18 protein-coding genes are annotated in these 17,686 nt (G+C 51.7%); 5 read left to right on the top strand and 13 right to left on the bottom strand.

What is annotated here, in order from left to right; translation table 11 throughout:
• Positions 1–31: 31 nt before the first annotated feature.
• The 3 genes from EL628_RS01000 to recJ all read left to right on the top strand — a co-directional run bounded on the left by EL628_RS01000 (position 32) and on the right by recJ (position 4,929).
• Positions 32–1,588: a peptidylprolyl isomerase gene (locus EL628_RS01000; RefSeq protein ID WP_126577951.1), complete on the top strand. Its 1,557-nt coding sequence runs from the start codon at positions 32–34 to the stop codon at positions 1,586–1,588.
• 96 nt (positions 1,589–1,684) lie between these two features.
• Positions 1,685–2,911, top strand: coding sequence for a radical SAM family heme chaperone HemW (gene hemW / locus EL628_RS01005; protein WP_161975185.1), 1,227 nt, complete (start codon positions 1,685–1,687; stop codon positions 2,909–2,911).
• Positions 2,912–3,090: 179 nt separating this feature from the next.
• On the top strand, positions 3,091–4,929 hold the full coding sequence (gene recJ, locus EL628_RS01010; protein WP_126577953.1) for a single-stranded-DNA-specific exonuclease RecJ: 1,839 nt from the start codon (positions 3,091–3,093) through the stop codon (positions 4,927–4,929).
• A gap of 143 nt (positions 4,930–5,072) precedes the next feature.
• Here the strand turns inward: recJ and EL628_RS01015 are convergent, their stop codons facing one another.
• Complete coding sequence (locus EL628_RS01015; protein ID WP_126577954.1) at positions 5,073–6,326, bottom strand: Glu/Leu/Phe/Val family dehydrogenase; 1,254 nt, start codon at positions 6,324–6,326, stop codon at positions 5,073–5,075.
• 504 nt (positions 6,327–6,830) lie between these two features.
• On the opposite strand from EL628_RS01015, the gene rocF reads away from it, so the two are divergent.
• Both rocF and EL628_RS01025 read left to right on the top strand, forming a co-directional pair.
• Positions 6,831–7,724 (top strand): arginase, encoded by an 894-nt coding sequence (gene rocF, locus EL628_RS01020; RefSeq protein ID WP_126577955.1) that lies wholly within the window; start codon positions 6,831–6,833, stop codon positions 7,722–7,724.
• Between the two features lie 303 nt (positions 7,725–8,027).
• Positions 8,028–8,975 carry a branched-chain amino acid transaminase gene (locus tag EL628_RS01025; RefSeq protein WP_126577956.1) on the top strand — a complete coding sequence of 316 codons (948 nt, stop codon included), beginning with the start codon at positions 8,028–8,030 and terminating at the stop codon, positions 8,973–8,975.
• Positions 8,976–9,075: 100 nt separating this feature from the next.
• Here the strand turns inward: EL628_RS01025 and rpsI are convergent, their stop codons facing one another.
• The 12 genes from rpsI to secY all read right to left on the bottom strand — a co-directional run bounded on the left by rpsI (position 9,076) and on the right by secY (position 17,551).
• Positions 9,076–9,450 (bottom strand): 30S ribosomal protein S9, encoded by a 375-nt coding sequence (gene rpsI, locus EL628_RS01030; RefSeq protein WP_126581840.1) that lies wholly within the window; start codon positions 9,448–9,450, stop codon positions 9,076–9,078.
• 42 nt (positions 9,451–9,492) lie between these two features.
• Positions 9,493–9,963, bottom strand: a complete 471-nt coding sequence (gene rplM, locus EL628_RS01035) for a 50S ribosomal protein L13 (protein WP_126577957.1) — start codon at positions 9,961–9,963, stop codon at positions 9,493–9,495.
• The gene (truA, locus tag EL628_RS01040) at positions 9,947–10,750 is read right to left on the bottom strand and encodes a tRNA pseudouridine(38-40) synthase TruA (protein WP_126577958.1); all 804 of its coding nucleotides are present in this window, start codon (positions 10,748–10,750) and stop codon (positions 9,947–9,949) included. The genes rplM and truA overlap by 17 nt, the downstream gene beginning before the upstream one ends.
• A 74-nt stretch (positions 10,751–10,824) precedes the next feature.
• Complete coding sequence (locus tag EL628_RS01045) at positions 10,825–11,451, bottom strand: bL17 family ribosomal protein (protein WP_174719949.1); 627 nt, start codon at positions 11,449–11,451, stop codon at positions 10,825–10,827.
• A gap of 1 nt (position 11,452) precedes the next feature.
• Entirely contained in the window at positions 11,453–12,433 is a 981-nt protein-coding gene (locus tag EL628_RS01050; protein WP_126577959.1) for a DNA-directed RNA polymerase subunit alpha, read from the bottom strand.
• A 256-nt stretch (positions 12,434–12,689) separates the two neighbouring features.
• Positions 12,690–13,319, bottom strand: a complete 630-nt coding sequence (gene rpsD, locus EL628_RS01055) for a 30S ribosomal protein S4 (RefSeq protein ID WP_126577960.1) — start codon at positions 13,317–13,319, stop codon at positions 12,690–12,692.
• Positions 13,320–13,362: 43 nt separating this feature from the next.
• Entirely contained in the window at positions 13,363–13,767 is a 405-nt protein-coding gene (rpsK, locus tag EL628_RS01060) for a 30S ribosomal protein S11 (protein WP_126577961.1), read from the bottom strand.
• Between the two features lie 24 nt (positions 13,768–13,791).
• Positions 13,792–14,175, bottom strand: a complete 384-nt coding sequence (gene rpsM, locus EL628_RS01065; protein ID WP_126577962.1) for a 30S ribosomal protein S13 — start codon at positions 14,173–14,175, stop codon at positions 13,792–13,794.
• A gap of 74 nt (positions 14,176–14,249) precedes the next feature.
• The gene (gene rpmJ, locus EL628_RS01070) at positions 14,250–14,366 is read right to left on the bottom strand and encodes a 50S ribosomal protein L36 (protein ID WP_126577963.1); all 117 of its coding nucleotides are present in this window, start codon (positions 14,364–14,366) and stop codon (positions 14,250–14,252) included.
• Positions 14,367–14,556: 190 nt separating this feature from the next.
• Positions 14,557–14,775 carry a translation initiation factor IF-1 gene (gene infA / locus EL628_RS01075; protein WP_126577964.1) on the bottom strand — a complete coding sequence of 73 codons (219 nt, stop codon included), beginning with the start codon at positions 14,773–14,775 and terminating at the stop codon, positions 14,557–14,559.
• Between the two features lie 665 nt (positions 14,776–15,440).
• Positions 15,441–16,094 (bottom strand): adenylate kinase, encoded by a 654-nt coding sequence (locus EL628_RS01080; protein WP_126577965.1) that lies wholly within the window; start codon positions 16,092–16,094, stop codon positions 15,441–15,443.
• A 113-nt stretch (positions 16,095–16,207) separates the two neighbouring features.
• On the bottom strand, positions 16,208–17,551 hold the full coding sequence (gene secY, locus EL628_RS01085; protein WP_126577966.1) for a preprotein translocase subunit SecY: 1,344 nt from the start codon (positions 17,549–17,551) through the stop codon (positions 16,208–16,210).
• Positions 17,552–17,686: the final 135 nt, after the last annotated feature.

The following is a 17,686-nucleotide window of genomic DNA, read 5'->3' on the forward strand; positions in this document are numbered from 1 at the left end:
CTCAACACCAGGATCCACGTTGGAGGTTTTGATGACAAATCAAACGGCGCGTCGGCCCGAAGTAAAACGCCCCACGCGCTCTGCTCGCCCAAAGAAATATGCCCGACAAACCGCGCACGTTGAGGCCCGCCGAGACGGAAAACCTCTTATTTTTGGCTGGGGTGCCCACCTCTCCCGCAATGAGAAAAATCAGCTCCAGCGCCGCGCCATCTGGTCGACGATTATTTTGTTCTCTACTCTGATCGTTGTCGTTGTGGCTGGCTTCTGGATCAATAATAATATCATTGTCCCCAATCAGCCCATTACCTCTATCGCTGGACAGTCAATCCCACAATCCGATTACCATAAGCTGGTTGCCCTGAAGGCCGCTCTGGAACGGAATAAGATTGAGGGGAAACACGGTCTGCAAGCTCAAATCTCCGATCTCACGAAGAAGTCCACCGATCAGCAGAAGATTATTGATGATCAACAGAAGAAGATCGATGATCTCAATAAACAGATCTCTGCTCTCCCTGCCGGTACGAGCGATCAACGCACAAGCCTGGAGGGTCAGTTAAAAGATGCTCAGAGCAAACAGGCAGATGCAAAGAAACAGCACGATGATCTGGCAGCTCAAGGTCAGAAGCTGACTCAGACGACTATCCCCAATGAGCAGGTGATGTACACAACATCACAGATCAGTAGCGATAGCGGCACCTGGCTGCAAGAAGATGTTCTTCTGCGCAACTGGTTGAATAAGCAGAGTGCCAGTGTACAAAATAAGATTAATGCGACCGATGCTCAGGTTCAGAAGGCGCTCGATCAGTTGAAGGCCAATTTCCCTACCGGAAAAAGCTATGATTCGTTCTTAAGCGATTCCAATGTGAGCGATGGGGATATGCATACGATGATGGCCCTGAAGCTCCGCCGCGATAATGCTCAGCTCTACTTTGCCTCACAGATCACTTCACCAGCGAAACAGGTACAGGCAAGCGCTGTCACTTTAAGCACTCAGAAAGATGCCCAGGATTTCTTAAATCAGGTCAAAGGCGGCAAAAGCTTTGCTGATCTGGCAAAGGAAAAGTCCCTCGACAATGATACAAAGACCAAGGGTGGCGATCTAGGCTGGCTCGTTCAACGCGAGTATATCAAAAAATATGGGAATGGCCTGAGCGGCGGTCCCATCGATCTATGGCTCTTTGACTCTGCACGCCAGGTGAATGATCTCAGCCCGATTATCAGCGATAATGGAACATTCCATGTCCTGCAAATCACTGCTATTGATCCTTCGCGTGCCATCGATAGCGATACGCTGAAGCTCGTTCAGGGCGATACAAGTACCAGCGCTTTGCGAGATAACAGCAACGATACAGCTCTTACTAGCTGGCTCGTTGAACAGAAAGCTCTGCCTGGCAATAAACCCGGACAGCTCGATCCCGATAAAATGAATGATCCTCTCAATATGCCCAGTTGGATTCCAACCTCGCCGCCAACTACTGGTGCAACTGGCGGTCAGTCTCTGCCCAATGGCGGAGCCTCGGCTGGCGGAATTGATCCAACCGGCGCTGGCGGCGCTGGCGGTACAACCGGCGGCACTAATGGCGGCTAAACAGCACATGTAAAGCTTTTTGTAGCAATGAGGCATTTCTCTCCGTGAGAAATGCCTCGGCTTTCAGCTCCAGAAACAAGGATTGAAAAGATACCCATGACGGCTCCTATTCATACAACCAATCTTCCCCAGTCACTCCTTCAGGCAACAGAGCCAATCGAGCACCTTCTGGAGACAGCTTCCCTCTACCTTCATGTCCCCTTCTGTCATACCCGCTGTCACTATTGCGATTTTAATACCTTTGCTGGCCTGCTTCCACTACGCGAGCCATATGTACGCGCTCTTTTGCAAGAGATTGCACTGGTCGGCGAACAGTCTCGTCAGCCCGATGGACGGCTTCGCCGCTCGCGAACGGTCTTCTTTGGTGGTGGCACTCCCAGTCTCCTCACAGTAAATCAGCTCACGCGACTTTTACATGCCTGCTTTGCATCGTTTGCAATCGACGCGGATGCGGAGATTACGATGGAGGCCAATCCCGGTACGCTCAGTCTAGAGCAGCTCAAAGGTATTCGCTCAGCAGGGATTAATCGCTTGAGCATGGGGGCGCAGAGCTTTGATGCTGGCCTGCTAAAAACGCTCGGTCGGATTCATTCACCTGAGGAGATTACCCAGGCAGTTCAGTCTGCTCGCGCAGCTGGCTTTACGTCGCTCAATCTCGACTTTATGTTTGGACTCCCTGATCAGACGATGCAGCACTGGCAACAGACGCTCGATCAGGCTCTGGCACTCAGGCCCGAACACCTCTCGCTCTATTCGTTAATCATTGAAGAGGGGACCCCTTTCTTTGATTGGGTCCATGCTGGTAATATTATTCCTGGTGACGAAGATCTTTGCGCCGATATGTATGAGTATGCGGATGAACGGTTGCGCTCAGAGGGCTATATCAATTATGAGATCTCTAACTGGGCTCTCCCCGGGCATCATAGCCGTCATAATCTGACCTACTGGCAGAATCTCCCTTATCTAGGGTTGGGAACAGGTGCAGCTTCGAGCTTTGCTAATCATCGCTTCTCTAATGAGCGTGATCCCGATACGTATATCAAGCTGGTGAAGAGCGGCCAACGTCCAACTGTGGAAGACGAGCTAGTGGAGAAAGAGCAGGCTATGTCTGAGACGGCTTTCCTTGGCCTACGCACAGCGATGGGAATCCATCTTCCAACGTTTGAGCAGCGCTTTCATCAGACCTTTGCCGCATTCGTTGGTGACCGCTTGCACTTTGTCGATCAGGCAGGGCTCCTTGAAGAGTCCGAAGATTGGCTCCGCTTGAGCACACGTGGCCGTCTGCTGGGCAATGAAGTCTTCCTCCGACTTCTACCAGATTGATGTGTTATGATAAGGGTCTGACGTCAACTGTTTTTCCATGAGGACATTGGGTCGAGCGGGTATAAATAGAGAGGCTCTGGACCCTTTTTACTCTTAAATTACTGCTATCATTTCTGTAAAGCGACCTTGGCTCTGCTTATGTTACCTCGTTCTGCCGGACGAGCTATGAGGGAACACACTTGGACGTAGCATCTCACCATTCTGAAGCCTGGGAGCTCTACCCACAGCTCTCAGCCGCTGACTTTGCAGCGGCCAAACAAGCTGGCGTAGAAGCCATGCATGCCCAGCTCCTTGCTAACCGTGGACTCCACACACCTGAGGAAATGAATGCTTTTCTCCAGGCTCGCTATGATCAGACGCCAGATCCCAATGCTCTTATCGATATGCCTCTGGCTGTGGAACGCATTCAACGCGCTCTCCAAGAGAAAGAACATATTACGGTCTATGGCGATTATGATGCCGATGGGGTAACCTCTTCTTCTCTTCTCTTCCGAGCCTTGCGTACATTGAAGGACCATGAAGCTATCCTGGATTTTCATATTCCCCATCGTCAGAACGATGGTTGTGGCCTCAACCTTGCGGCCCTCGACCAGTTGAAAGCCCGGGGCACCTCGCTCATTATTACTACCGATTGCGCCAGCTCCGATGTAGAACAGGTAGAGTACGCAAAGACGTTAGGAATTGATGTCATTATCACTGACCATCACCATCCACCAGCGCAACGTCCACAGGCCTATGCAATGGTCAATCCCTGGCGTCCAGACTGCACCTACGGGGAACGCTATCTCTGCGGCGTAGGAATAGCTTTCAAGCTAACACAGGCACTCTATCGGGCTTATAAACGTACTCAGCAGGAAGAGCTAGACCTTCTGGATCTGGTCGCCATTGGGACGGTAGCCGATATTGCTCCTCTCCTGGGCGAAAACCATACTCTGGTACGCCTGGGCATGCACTATTTGAATCGCACGCAGAAACCTGGTCTGCAAGCTCTGATTCGCAAGGCCAATCTCCAACCTGGGCGCATTAAAGAGCGCGATATTGCCTTTGGGATCGCCCCCCGTATCAATGCCGCTGGCCGCATGCAGACCGCGAGCCTGGCCTTTGAGCTCATGATTACCGATGATGTAGATGAGGCCAATGCCCTGGCCGATCAACTGGATGGTCTGAATATTCTGCGCCAGCACCAGACTGAAGAGCTTACACGCAATGTGCGCGAACAGTCGCTGGCCCAGAGCGATAAAACAATTATCCTGGCCAGTGGCGAGCACTGGCACGAGGGTATTATTGGCCTGGTCGCTGGTAAGCTTGCGGAAGAGATTAACAAGCCGGTGCTGGTGCTGAGTCAGGACCCTCGCACTCAGTTGAGCCGCGGCTCAGCCCGCAGTCAGAAGGATTTTAATATTATTGAGGCCCTCCGTGGCTTCGCCAATCAACTGGTACGCTATGGCGGCCACGCTCAGGCGGCTGGCTTTACGATTCGTACCGAGCTGACCGAACAGCTACACGAGCATCTCTTAAGCTGGAAAGAGCATGGCGGGCCTCTTGCCCCTGCTGTTATCGAGGGAACCTCTCTGCCCGATCAGACCGGCGTCGTTACCGATCAGACGGGGACACCAGCAGAGTCCGAAAATAGCGAAGAGATCGTTCCAACCAATCAGCTCAAAATGGTGGATCTCTTATTTACAAGGATGGAGCTACTCAGCTACGCCCAATATAAGAACCTGCGCCAACTCAGTCCTTTCGGCGCTGGCAATCCCGAACCTACCTTTAAATTGGAGAAGGTCAAGCTTCTGGATAAATGGTTGAGTGGCATGACCAAGCAGAATCTCACAATGAGACTGAGCTCGCTCGATGGGAAATTTCAGCATAAAGGGACATATCTGCGCGGGGCAGCCGAGCTCCCTAAACTCAATGGTGCAAGCTATGTGAATGTGATCTTTCGTCTGGAGTCATCTGAAGATGATAGCAGGCCGGAGATCTGGCTCAAAATTCTGGATGTCGAGCCCATTCGAGGCTAAGATTATAGCCCACCATGCTCATGGCATGTACATAAGTAAGGAGGCAGGTTGTGCGCGAAAACGTAGATCTTCCCTTGCTTCCTTCTTTATGAACACGCCATGAACACGCCATCAGAACGGTGGGCTCTATCTCTACAGCTATCTCACGGATAGACGCCGCGAATCTCAGTCGCCTCAGCAACACGTGCAACGGCCAGTAGATAGGCCCCCATACGCAGATTGGTCGCTTGCTCCTGAGCTTTCTCTCGTACAGCCACAAAGGAGCGCGTCATAATCTCCTCCAGGCGTTGATTGATCTCCTGCTCAGTCCAGAAGAGATGCTGAAGATCCTGAACCCACTCAAAGTAGCTGACAGTCACTCCTCCAGCATTTGCGAGAATATCTGGCACAATCGTCACACCTCTTTGATTCAGAATACGATCAGCCTCCAGTGTTGTAGGGCCATTCGCAGCCTCAATAATCAAACGCGCCTTCACGCGACCAGCATTCTCACCCGTTAGCTGGTTCTCCAACGCAGCTGGCACCAGAATATCGCAGGGTAGCTCCAATAGCGCCTGATTGGTTATCATCTGAGCGCCAGGGAGACCATACAATTGACCATGCTCTTTGGAGTAACGCAGAGCTAAAGGAACATCGATCCCCTCAGGATTATAGACGCCACCGCTGATATCGCTGAGGCCAACTACCTTGCAGCCCATTTCATGCAGCAGGCGGGCAGTGATGCTGCCAACATTACCAAAGCCCTGCACAACGACGCTACAACTTTCGGGTAGCATATCCAGCATACGGATCGCTTCGCGGGTGATAACACGGACGCCACGTGCCGTCGCCTCTAAGCGCCCCTCGCTCCCACCAATTGCCAGGGGCTTGCCCGTAATCACAGCCGGGACAGAATAGCCCTGGTGCATAGAATAGGTATCCATCATCCAGGCCATAACCTGAGGATTGGTATTCATATCGGGGGCAGGGATATCGCTATTGGGGCCGAGAAGAACAGAGATCTCAGTGGTATAGCGGCGACTTAAACGCTCTAATTCGCCGGGAGACATATAGTGAGGATCGCAGAGAACGCCGCCCTTAGCACCGCCGAAAGGGATACCAACAACGGCACATTTCCAGGTCATCCACATCGCCAGAGCCCGTACCTCATCCAATGAGACCTCGGGACTAAAGCGAATCCCACCCTTAGCAGGGCCTCGATTAATATTATGTTGCACACGATAGCCAGTAAACATCTCAACACGACCATCGTCCATGCGAACAGGAAAATTTACAGTCAGCTCACGTTTTGGTTTGCGTAAAATGGCGCGCATTGCCTGTGAGAGTCCAAGCCGCTCAGCAGCTTCATCAAATTGGGCAACGGCCACATCATAGGGATTTACAACGTGTGTAGTCATCGTCTTCTGAGAACCTCCATTGGTTCAGGCTACCCCTGGTGTCTACAATGTCACCCGGGTTTGTGGGCTATTACAATTCGTTACAATTCGTGATAGAAACAATTTTTTCTATAGTTTAAAAAAAGTTTACCTTAAAAAGCTCACCTTAAAAGCTCGCTTTTGTCTGAATAAACAGACTACCTGATCTATAGCCACCAGTATACCATTGATTCAGAAAGAAGTACAAGAGACAACGTACATAGAAACAACGCATTCAAATGCACAGAATCAACGTGGACAAAGTCTATACTTACAGACTATAATGAAACAAAGCCCTGGCTATCAGGATAGCGTTGTCAGCCCTGAGAGCGCATTCTGATCCCGTAAGACATTCGTAAACCATTTGACCATTCACGGTAGACATGGCCAGCCAGAGCGCCTGTCAACGCTATGTAAGAGCCACTTTACAGGCTCATTCATTTGCGACTACATGGTTCACAGCAAAACAGAGGATTCATAACACACATGCATATTCGTATCATTGGAGCACCGATGGACCTGGGTGCCGACCGACGAGGTGTCGATATTGGACCCAGTGCCATTCGCTATGCTGGTCTCAGTGATCACCTTAAGCGTCTCGGTCATACAATTCACGATATCGGTAATCTACCTGTCCCACAGCCTGAAAGCCGGCCCATTGGCAATCTACGCTTAAAGTATCTGGATTCGATTATCCAATCTTCCAGCGAGCTTGCAGATGAAGTCTATCAGGCGCTACAGGAAAATGAATTTCCTCTGATTTTAGGTGGGGATCACAGCATTGCTCTTGGCTCAATTAGTGGCGTCGCCAAAGCTCATCCAAACGTTGGTATTATCTGGGTGGATGCTCATACAGATTTCAATACAGAGGAGACGACGCCTTCGGGCAATATTCATGGCATGATCCTGGCTGCACTGGCTGGTCTGGGCGATCCACAGCTCGTCAATCTGGGTGGCTGGTCTCCCAAGATCAATAAGCAACAGATTGTGATCATTGGAGCCCGCGATATCGATCCTGGTGAACAGGCTCTACTACGCGAACATCATATCCATGTCTTTACGATGTCTGCCATCGATCAGCATGGCATCCCTTCTCTGATGAAACAGGCAATTGAGATTGCAGGCATAGATGGAGCCCCCATCCATCTGAGCCTGGACCTCGATTCGCTCGATCCACGCGATGCTCCAGGCGTCGGTACGCCCGTCCGCGGTGGATTGAGCTATCGCGAAGCCCATCTAGCTATGGAGCTTGTCGCAGCATCTCAGCGAATGATCTCAATGGACGTCGTCGAAGTCAATTCCATTCTTGATCGCGAGAACGCCACCGCTCAGCTTGCCGTCGAGCTCACTCTTTCGGCCCTGGGCAAGACAATTCTATAGCGTCGCTTACCAGTCCAGATAGCCATTTTCAAACACTCTGCCCAATGGCGAAATCCTTTCTGACGCCAGACAGTTCTTATTCATCTGGCATCATTCTTATACTCCAGGATGGAAGCAGTCAGACAGCTTCCCTACCAGGTTCTCAATTGGGATGGAAGCAGTTACGCAGCTTCTCTAGCAGGTTCTCAATGGAACGGAAGCAGTTACGCAGCTTCCCTAGCAGGTTCAAAAGGAGGAGATGATAAGCGATCAGCCTGGTACATAGTTCGTACCGGGACCCCCCTGCCGCTTATCTGCAACACAATGGACGAAAGATTAGCCAAAATACTCTACATGAATGGTGAATTCATTCCAGCAGAGCGTGGAGTTATCTCCGTTCGCTCCCATGGCTTCTCGTATGGGACGGGCTGCTTCGAGGGCATTCGTGGTTATTGGAACGAACAGGAGCAGCAGGTCTATCTGTTCCGCCTGCGTGAACACTATGAACGCCTGTTGCGCTCATGCAAGATTCTACGGATTGAACTGCCCTATAGCGTCGAAGATCTTATTGAGATCAGCCTTGAGCTTGTGAGACGGAACGAGCAGAAAGGCGATGTCTATCTGCGTCCCGTGGCCTACAAAGGCGATGAGGTTATTGGAGTACGCCTGAACAATCTGACCGATCACTTTATCCTGACCTCTGAGCCAATGGGCAATTACGTCGATCTCGGTGGCATGCGTTGCGGCGTCTCTTCCTGGCGGCGCATCGATGACAATGCAATTCCTGCACGTGCCAAGATCACTGGCAGTTATGTCAATGCAGCCTTTGCCAAGACCGAGGCTCTCCAGAACGGCTTTGACGAAGCCATCATGCTCACGCACGACGGCCATGTCTCCGAAGGCAGTGCTGAAAATATCTTCTTAATCATTAATGGCGAACTGGTCACACCTTCACCCAGCGAAAACATTCTATTGGGCATTACCCGCGACACAGTGATTCAACTGGCAGAGCGCGAGCTTGGCATCAAAACCCGCGAGCGTTCAATCGACCGCACCGAGCTCTACATTGCCGATGAGATCTTCCTCTGCGGCACAGGTGCCCAGATTGCCCCCGTTGTCAGCGTCGATCACAATCCTGTTGGCAAAGGCGAGACCGGTCCTATCAGCAAGCAGCTACAGGATCTCTACTTTGACGTTGTCCGCGGCAAACATGACTTCTATCGCGACCAATGGTGTGCCGCAGCCTATAGCAAAGTAGCCCAGATGAAATAACAGCAGCTTTACAAAGCAAAAAATATCCCTGTCAAAAGCATCTTTTTGACAGGGATATTTTTGTAACCAGAACCAATCCACAAAGGTAATCGAGCTTCGATTAACGCTTTGTGTACTGTGGCGCCTTACGGGCACGCTTCAAGCCTGGTTTCTTTCTTTCCTTCATGCGTGGATCGCGGGTCAGATACCCGGCTTTTCGCAGAGCAGACTTAAACTCAGGATTCATGCGAACCAGAGCGCGGGCCACACCGTGGCGAATAGCGCCAGCCTGACCGCTCACACCACCACCGACAACGCGAACAGTCAATGTATAATTCGCGTTAATCTCAGGGAGGTGCAGAGGAGCAGCAGCCGTAGCAGTCAGTGCATCGCGAGCACCGAAATAGTCCTGAGCACTTTTGCCATTTACGGTAATGCTACCGTCACCAGATGGGAAGAGGCGAACGCGGGCAACTGCCGTCTTACGCCGTCCCATGCCATAGTAATAACTATCAGCCAAGATAGGTCTCCTCTTTTACTACTTAGCAGCAGTATACTGCTTCAACAGGGCCTCGGGGCCGGTCCAGACGATGGGCTTCTGAGCCTCATGTGGATGATTGGGGCCAGCATAGATCTTCAAGCGCTTCATGATATCGGCACCCAGACGATTATGCATCACCATACCACGCACAGCATGCTCCAGCGCGCGCTCGGGGTGCTTGCCCTCGAGGGTCTGGCGCAGAGTCGTTGTTTTCAAACCGCCTGGATACTGCGTGTGGCGATAGTACACTTTCTGCTCCAGACGTTTGCCAGTGACAGCAATTTTGTCGGCATTGATCACAACCACAAAATCACCACTCTGCAAATGAGGCGTAAAAGTAGGCTTATGTTTGCCGCGCAAGATCTGCGCAATCTGCGACGCCACTCGGCCCAGGATCTGCCCCTCGGCATCGATGACATACCAGGAAGGTTGCAGATCAGCGGCCTTGGCGCTATATGTCTTCATCATCGTTTGTTACTCCAAATTTTTCAGGATACTCAACCCGTACCAGACACAGCCCATGTGGTGGGGCCGCTGAACCAGGGTGCGTCTTCTCCGCACGTTGCACAATTGTTGCAAATTCTTCCAGACAGAGACGCTTCTGTCCAACCAGCAGCAGCGTGCCAACCATTCTACGAACTTGCCCCGTTAGAAAGGCATCCGCAGTAAAATCACAATACACGAGTCGTCGTGAGCCTTCGCGCAGACATCGTGCCTCTAGCATCGTCCGAACACAGGAATGTGGCCCCGGCCTTTTAGGATTCGAATCATCAGGACTATGTCCAAAGGCTCCAAAATCTTTCCGTCCCACCAATAAGGAACAGGCTTCTTGCATAAGCTCGACATCTAGCGGACGCCCATAGTGATAACTATAGAGAGCGTGCAACGCTGTCGGAGCCGAATCATTCCAGATCGTATAGCGATACGAACGACTGAGTGCGCTAAAGCGGGCGTGAAAGCGGTCTGGAACCTCCTTCGCCCAGCGCACAGCCACGGTGTTGGGTAGAACTGCATTAAGCGCACGCACCCAGACAGTCGGAGTCAAGTGAGACTGGATACGAAAGTGTACCACCTGTCCACTTGCATGGACCCCCGCGTCGGTTCGTCCAGCACCAGTTACCACCGCAGGCTCACCACAGATGCGAGCAATTGCCGCCTCTAGTGTGCCCTGAACAGTAGCGCCATGGCTCTCTGGCTGACGCTGAAAACCACGATAGCTCGTGCCATCATACTCAATACCGCAAGCAATGTTCATCGTTCCTAAACCGAAAGAAAGACCAGCGGATGCGAATCATCGTGTCCGTACGTTGGACGCGATCAACCCGGTCCCTAGACGAGGGCGATCTGCGCAATCTCAGCGGCATCGCCCTTACGGCGACCCAGCTTCGTGATACGCGTATAACCACCTGGGCGATTGACATAGCGAGGAGCCAGCTCCTCAAACATCTTCTTCACCACCAGCTCATCGGGCAGAGCGCTCAGGATCTGACGGCGAGCATGGAGCTCAATCACCATCGCCTGATAGGCAGCATTCAAAGCCTTCTCAGCATCCTCTTCGTTCGAGATAATGCGCAGGAGCTCTTCGCGGCGGGCCTTCTGCTTTTCTTCAAGGAACTTGCGCCCCTTATCGGTGAGGGGAGCCTTCTCCAGTTTCGCGCGATCCTCATTCGAAGCAACCTGTGCTTTGAAAGAGAAACGGCCACGGCGGGCGAACTCCAACACCTTTGCAGCCTGCTCTGCATCGGAGACAACCGACGTCAGATGGGCCTGGGCGGCCTTGCGGCCCTTTACAGCAGTGTCAATTAATTTTTCAACTTCAGCGCGGATCGCACGAGCACGTGCTTCTGTCGTTTCAATACGGTCGTAGCGGATGAGACCAGCCATCAGATTGCGACGCGCAGAACGACGACGCGGCTCAGGCATATTCATCCGGTTACCGGCAATTCGGTGCCTCAACTTATTCCTCCATTTCGTGATCGCCGTCTATATCGGCTCCGACGGTGCTGGTGCGCGGATTAGGCAAGAAATTGCGGGCCAGTAGGCGCTCACGCAATTCCTGTAGACTCTTCTCACCAAAGTTACGTACGCCGAGCAGATCCTCTTCATTCATCGAGAGTACCTGACCAACCTTTGTAATATTGCTGCGCTTCAGACAGTTATAGGCACGAACCGAGAGATCCAGCTCCTCAATCGGAGTATCATAGATCTTCTGTGGGATCGGCAAGCTGCTCAGCGGCGCCTTCTCAGTCTCCTGCACCAGAGCGCGGTAATTTGCCAGCAACGTAAAGTGGCGTACTAGAATATCCGCGCTCTGACGTAACGCCTCATCAGGCGTAATCGTTCCGTCCGTCGTCACTTCTAGAACTATTTTGTCAAAGTTGGTCATCTGCCCCACACGCGTGTGCTCAACGGTGTAATTCACCTTCTGAACAGGCGTATAGATGGCATCGACCGGAATAACCCCAATGGGCTGATCTTCTTTTGAGTCAGCAGGAACATAGCCTCTGCCAGTCTCAACCACCAGCTCCATATCGAGGCGAGCATTCTCGTTATCGAGCGTGGCAATGTGCAGCTCAGGATTAACAATCTCAACAGTGCTGGGCGCAATAATATCGGCTGCCGTGACCTCGCGCTCGCCATTCACTTCCAGACGCATCGAAACGGGATGGTCCGAGAAGCTCCGCAGGCGCATTCTTTTCACGTTAAGCACAATATCAGTCACATCTTCCATCACATTGGGGATGTCCTGAAACTCGTGTTGCACACCCTCAATCCGAATCGAGGTGATAGCGGCTCCTGGCAATGATGACAACAAAACGCGTCGCAGAGCATTGCCCAGGGTCATACCGTAGCCCGCCTCTAACGGCTCAATATCATAGCTCGCATAATTTCCTTGGGTCTTTGTATTCTTAATGCGAGGCAGTGCAATATCTAGCAAGGTTCAAACCTGCCTTTCTTTTTCTACCAAACTAGCTTCAGGAACCATGTTTCTCACGTGACATCCAGCCAGGGAGAGAGAGCCCAGAAACGCTGGTAGTCCAAGAGTTTTTCGCCCCGGGAGCAACCTCATGAGGATCACCCAGGCACGGATCTAACCCTTCTAACACACATGCCAGTAGCGATTCACTGCTGACCTCTCATCAGAGACGAGAGAGCACAGGCATGTGCCATGAATTCTCCGCCGACTCAATTGATTAACGCTGGTAATACTCAACCACCATCTGCTCATCGAAGGGCAATTCGAGATCCGCTCGTGATGGAATGGTCACAACACGACCTGTCAGGGCATTGATATCCAGACTTAACCAGGTGGGCACACCCTTTTGAGCCAGGAGCAGAGCCCGGGTCTTGAAGTACTCAGTCCCCTTGCTGCGCTCGCGGACAGTAATGACGTCGTTGGGCTTGGCAATGAAGGAAGGGATATCGGTCTTACGACCATTCACAGCAAAGTGACCATGGTTCACCAGCTGGCGAGCCTGGGCGCGGGAATCGGCGAGGCCAAGGCGATACACCAGATTGTCCAGACGCATCTCCAGAATCTGCAACAGGTTCTCGCTGGTACGACCAGGACGGTTCGCAGCAGTGTGAAAGGTCTTGCTGAACTGGCGCTCTAAGACACCATAGGTTCGGCGTACGCGCTGCTTCTCGCGCAACTGCTTTGCATACTCGGACTCTTTGTTACGGCGATTGCTCGCGCCGTGCTGTCCGGGCTTCGTATTGCGGCGCTCCAATGTGCAGTGACTCATGCACTTGTCGCCTTTTAGGAAAAGTTTTACACCCTCACGTCTGCAGAGCTTACAGACGGGGCCGGTATAACGTGCCATCTAAAATTTATCCTCCTCACACTTACAGCGTGATACAATCGGGCTATACACGACGCCGTTTGGGTGGTCTGCAGCCATTGTGTGGAATGGGGGTGACGTCGGTAATTGAGGTAACAGTAAGGCCTGCCTGCTGCAATGAGCGGATCGCAGCCTCACGACCGGAACCAGGGCCCTTCACATACACCTCGATCTGACGCAGGCCATGCTCCATAGCCTTACGGGCGGCTACCTCAGCAGTCACCTGAGCAGCCCAGGGCGTGCTCTTACGTGAGCCTTTGAAGCCCTGTCCACCAGCACTGCCCCAGGAAAGGACGTTCCCATTGGGATCGGTGAGGGTCACAATTGTGTTGTTAAACGTTGCCTGAATATGAGCCTGGCCCCTGGGCACAGACTTGCGCTCACGCCGACGAACTTTGCCAGCTGCAGCGACTTTCTTCTTCTCTGCCATGTTTGCGATCTCTCCTACGCTACGCTACTTCTTTGCTGCAGCCTTTTTCTTACCAGCAACCGTACGTTTTGGACCACGACGCGTGCGTGCATTCGTACGCGTACGCTGACCACGCAGCGGCAGGTTACGACGGTGGCGCATTCCACGATAGCAGCCGATCTCGATCAGGCGCTTGATGTTCATGTCTACTTCGCGACGCAGATCGCCCTCAACTTTATATTCGCGGTCGATCACTTCTCGTAGACGATTCACTTCTTCTTCGGTCAGGTTCTTCACACGTGTATCGGGATTAATGCGCGTTCGCTCCAGGATCTTCTGGCTGGTTGTCAGCCCAATCCCGTAGATATAGCACAGCGAAATCTCCACACGCTTCTCACGTGGAATGTCAACGCCGGCAATTCTTGCCATCTTTTCCTCCAGCTCCGAGTCTCGAGCTCCCATGTCACGCTTTCTGGCTGGAGACAGGAAACTCGAAACAGCTATTAGCCCTGTTTCTGTTTGTGTTTTGGATCTTTACTGCAAATGACCATCACCACACGATTGCGGCGGATAATCTTGCAGCTATCACAACGCGGTTTCACTGAGGCGCGCACTTTCATGTCTTGCCCTCCTCATGGGACGTACTTATCTGTCTTCCCCACACCGAGCTAACTCAGCGGGTTCTTCAAGTTCTGGTCAATAACAAGAGGCGGTACACGGACGAATACCTCTCCCACTTGTCTGCCCTGCTCCATCATCAAATGGTACCGATAGGAGAAAAGGAATAGTAAAGGCCTGTTTACGGCTTCACTATCTCGCACGCCACGTTATTCTACCTCGCGTCAGATCATAGGGGGATAGCACAACTCGCACCCTATCGCCTGGAACGATGCGGATAAAATTCATGCGCATTCGTCCTGAGAGGACGGCTAGAATATGATGACTCTCGTCGATCTCAACTTTAAACATGGCATTGGGGAGGGACTCAATCACCTTACCCTCAACCTCAATCTCATCCTTTTTTGGCATAACATCCTTTCCCTAACGGTGGGACTTTCTTGCTGTTCCTGCTTCTGCATCTATGTGGGTCCAGTAGGACGGGTGTATGGCAGCCAGCATACACTTCTCTGGCGCGTATATATGCAGTTCTCCGGTCTGGCAGTCTCATTCTTCCCATTCAAACTCTTGCTTGCGTCTCAATCTCTTGCCTGCTCACCATATCTACTTTGATCGGCCATTTTTACCTGATCAGACAGATCGGGAACAGCCATATGGGGCTCCGCGTTCTACACGCTTTCCCCATAGATACGCCTTCATCGCACGAATAGAGAAGTATAAAAGGGCCGCAGTTGATACTGCTGCAGCCAACTACGAATTATAGCACACTCTTCCCCGGAAGTCGAGAGGGGAAACTTTTTGGTCCTCTCTCACACTCCCATTATACTCCGCTCTCCCGGTCCATCTCAGGCTTGACCGCACGATCAACAAGCTGTTAACCGTGCGGTCTGTCAATAAACCTTGTTTCCTTTGATGCCCGAGAGCCTGATGGCTCAGCCTGTGCTATTCACAATAGCAGTCATTATAACGCTCTGGCAAAAAAATGCAAGTCTGTACAACAAGAGATCTGAAGAGATCGGCACACCATTGACTCGTGTGCAGACCTGTCTAATATCGACTCGTGCACAGACCTCACTCTAGTGCCGAAAACGTTCGATAGCCTTGCGCATGTCTTCCCTGACCAGTTCTATGCCCTGATTTCCATTGACCTCGATCAGCTTGCCCTGCTGTTGATAAAAGTCGAGCAGATGGATCGTTTCGCTAAAAAACGTATCCAGCCGCTTCTGAATCGCTTCTCCTTTATCGTCAGAGCGCTGATAAAGCTCACTGCCGTCCAGATCACAGATCCCTGGTACGTGCGGGGGGTTAGTCTCGCTATTGTAAACGTGTTGATGAGCCCGGCAGATATAGCGGCCCGCCAATCTATGCACCAGTTCCTCACGTGGAACGTTCAGATAGATGGCAAAGGTCACTGATCGATCCAAAGCTTCCAATCCCTTATCCAGTGCTTGCGACTGCGCTATGGTCCGAGGGAAGCCATCCAATAGCACTCCAGCTCGATACTCAGGTCTGGCAATGTGCTCCAGTACCATATCAACTGTGACGTTATCGGGGACCAGTTCGCCACGGTCGATATATTCCCGAGCTTTGATTCCCAACGCAGTGTGGTTCTCAAAAGCTTTCCGGAACATGTCACCACTCGAAAGATGGTGAACCTTCAGATACTCCGCAAGATAGCCTGCTTGCGTACCTTTTCCTGAACCCTGTGCACCGATAATGATAATATCCACGTTTTTTCCTCCGCTGGAAATCCAAGGAGGTGCTTCTTTGCACCCCCTGTGAACACATAGATACACTCATAGCGGGAGTGCTTCAGAAGCAGACACCATTGATCCCTGTAGTTTTAGGATAGAAAACCAGAATAATTTCGCATCACCATCTGCGCTTCAATCTGGCGAATGGTATCCAGAACCACACCCACCACGATTAAAAGCGAAGCTGTACCGAGCAACTGCTGCCCTCCAACGCGAGCGAAGAATGGTAACACGGTTGCTAAACCCAGGAATAATGCGCCCGCCAGGGTGATGCGATTGAGGATCGTCCCCAAATAGCGACTGGTTGGCTCTCCAGGGCGATACCCGGGAATAAACGCGCCTTGCTTTTGCAGATTCTCTGGTATGTTTTGCTGCTGCCACAAGACGTAGGCATAGAAGTAAGTGAATGCGAATACCAGCAAGAAGTTCATGACCCAATACCACCAGGTACTTGGATTCACGACCCATGTGGTGACAAAAACTGCTGCGTTCTTCAGCCAGTTTACGTTCGATGCACTGAGATACTGCGCAATGACTGTGGGGAAGAGCAACATCGACGAGGCAAAGATCAAGGGGATCATACCTGCGCTGTTGATCTGCATCGGAATGTAGGTCGTCTGAGCTGAACCCACAAGCATTCCACGACCAACGTTACGCTTAGTCGGATACTGCACCGGCACACGGCGCTGCCCAAGATAAAGATAGACCATTCCCAGCAGCGTCAATGCACCCACCAGGATAAAGACGGCAATGCTGACAATACCACCGCTATTGCCACCACTCGTGGTCGCAGCAGTGTACCCGTTGTAGACGGTCGTTGGAATACTTGTGACGATACCACCAAAAATAATTAGTGAGATACCGTTACCAATACCTTTCTCGGTAATAAGCTCACCCAGCCAGACCAGAATCATGACTCCAGCCGTTAAGGTCAGCAGAATAGAGTAGGTCTCCAACATATACTTGGGATCGATCAGGCTGAAGTTTTCTAATACATGGTTCTGATAGTACAGTGCACAAGAGCCCAGAGCCTGAAGAAATGCCAGGGGAACGGTGACAATACGGGTGATCTGACTGAAGCGGAGACGACCGGACTCGCCTTGCGTGGAGAGATTTTGCAGCGCTGGAATGATTGGCTGCAACAATTGCATGACAATGGTGGCGGTGATATACGGATACACTGAAAGGCCAACAATTGAGAAGGTTTTAAGTGATCCACCTGAAAAGACGTCTAGTAGACCGAACAATTGACTGAACCCTTGCTGGCTCTGGCTGGGATTGCTAAATAATCCTAACAGATTTGCTCTCTCAGTAGGATTCAAGGGTACAGTAATATGGGCGAGGATACGGAAAATGGCCAGAATCCCCAGCGTAAAGAGAATTTTGTTACGCAGGTCGGGGACTGTCCAGATACTACGCAAGCGCTCCCACATAAGAGCCTCCTTTAACAGAAGAACAAAAACACGATGATATCACCGCACTATGCCGTGACAATCTCTCGTCACGACATAGTATCAAATATACGGCAGAAAGCCAAGGAGGTTACTCCTTGGCCCCCTGGTCCTGCT

This window comes from Tengunoibacter tsumagoiensis, assembly GCF_003967535.1.
GTDB classification, from domain to species: domain Bacteria; phylum Chloroflexota; class Ktedonobacteria; order Ktedonobacterales; family Ktedonobacteraceae; genus Tengunoibacter; species Tengunoibacter tsumagoiensis.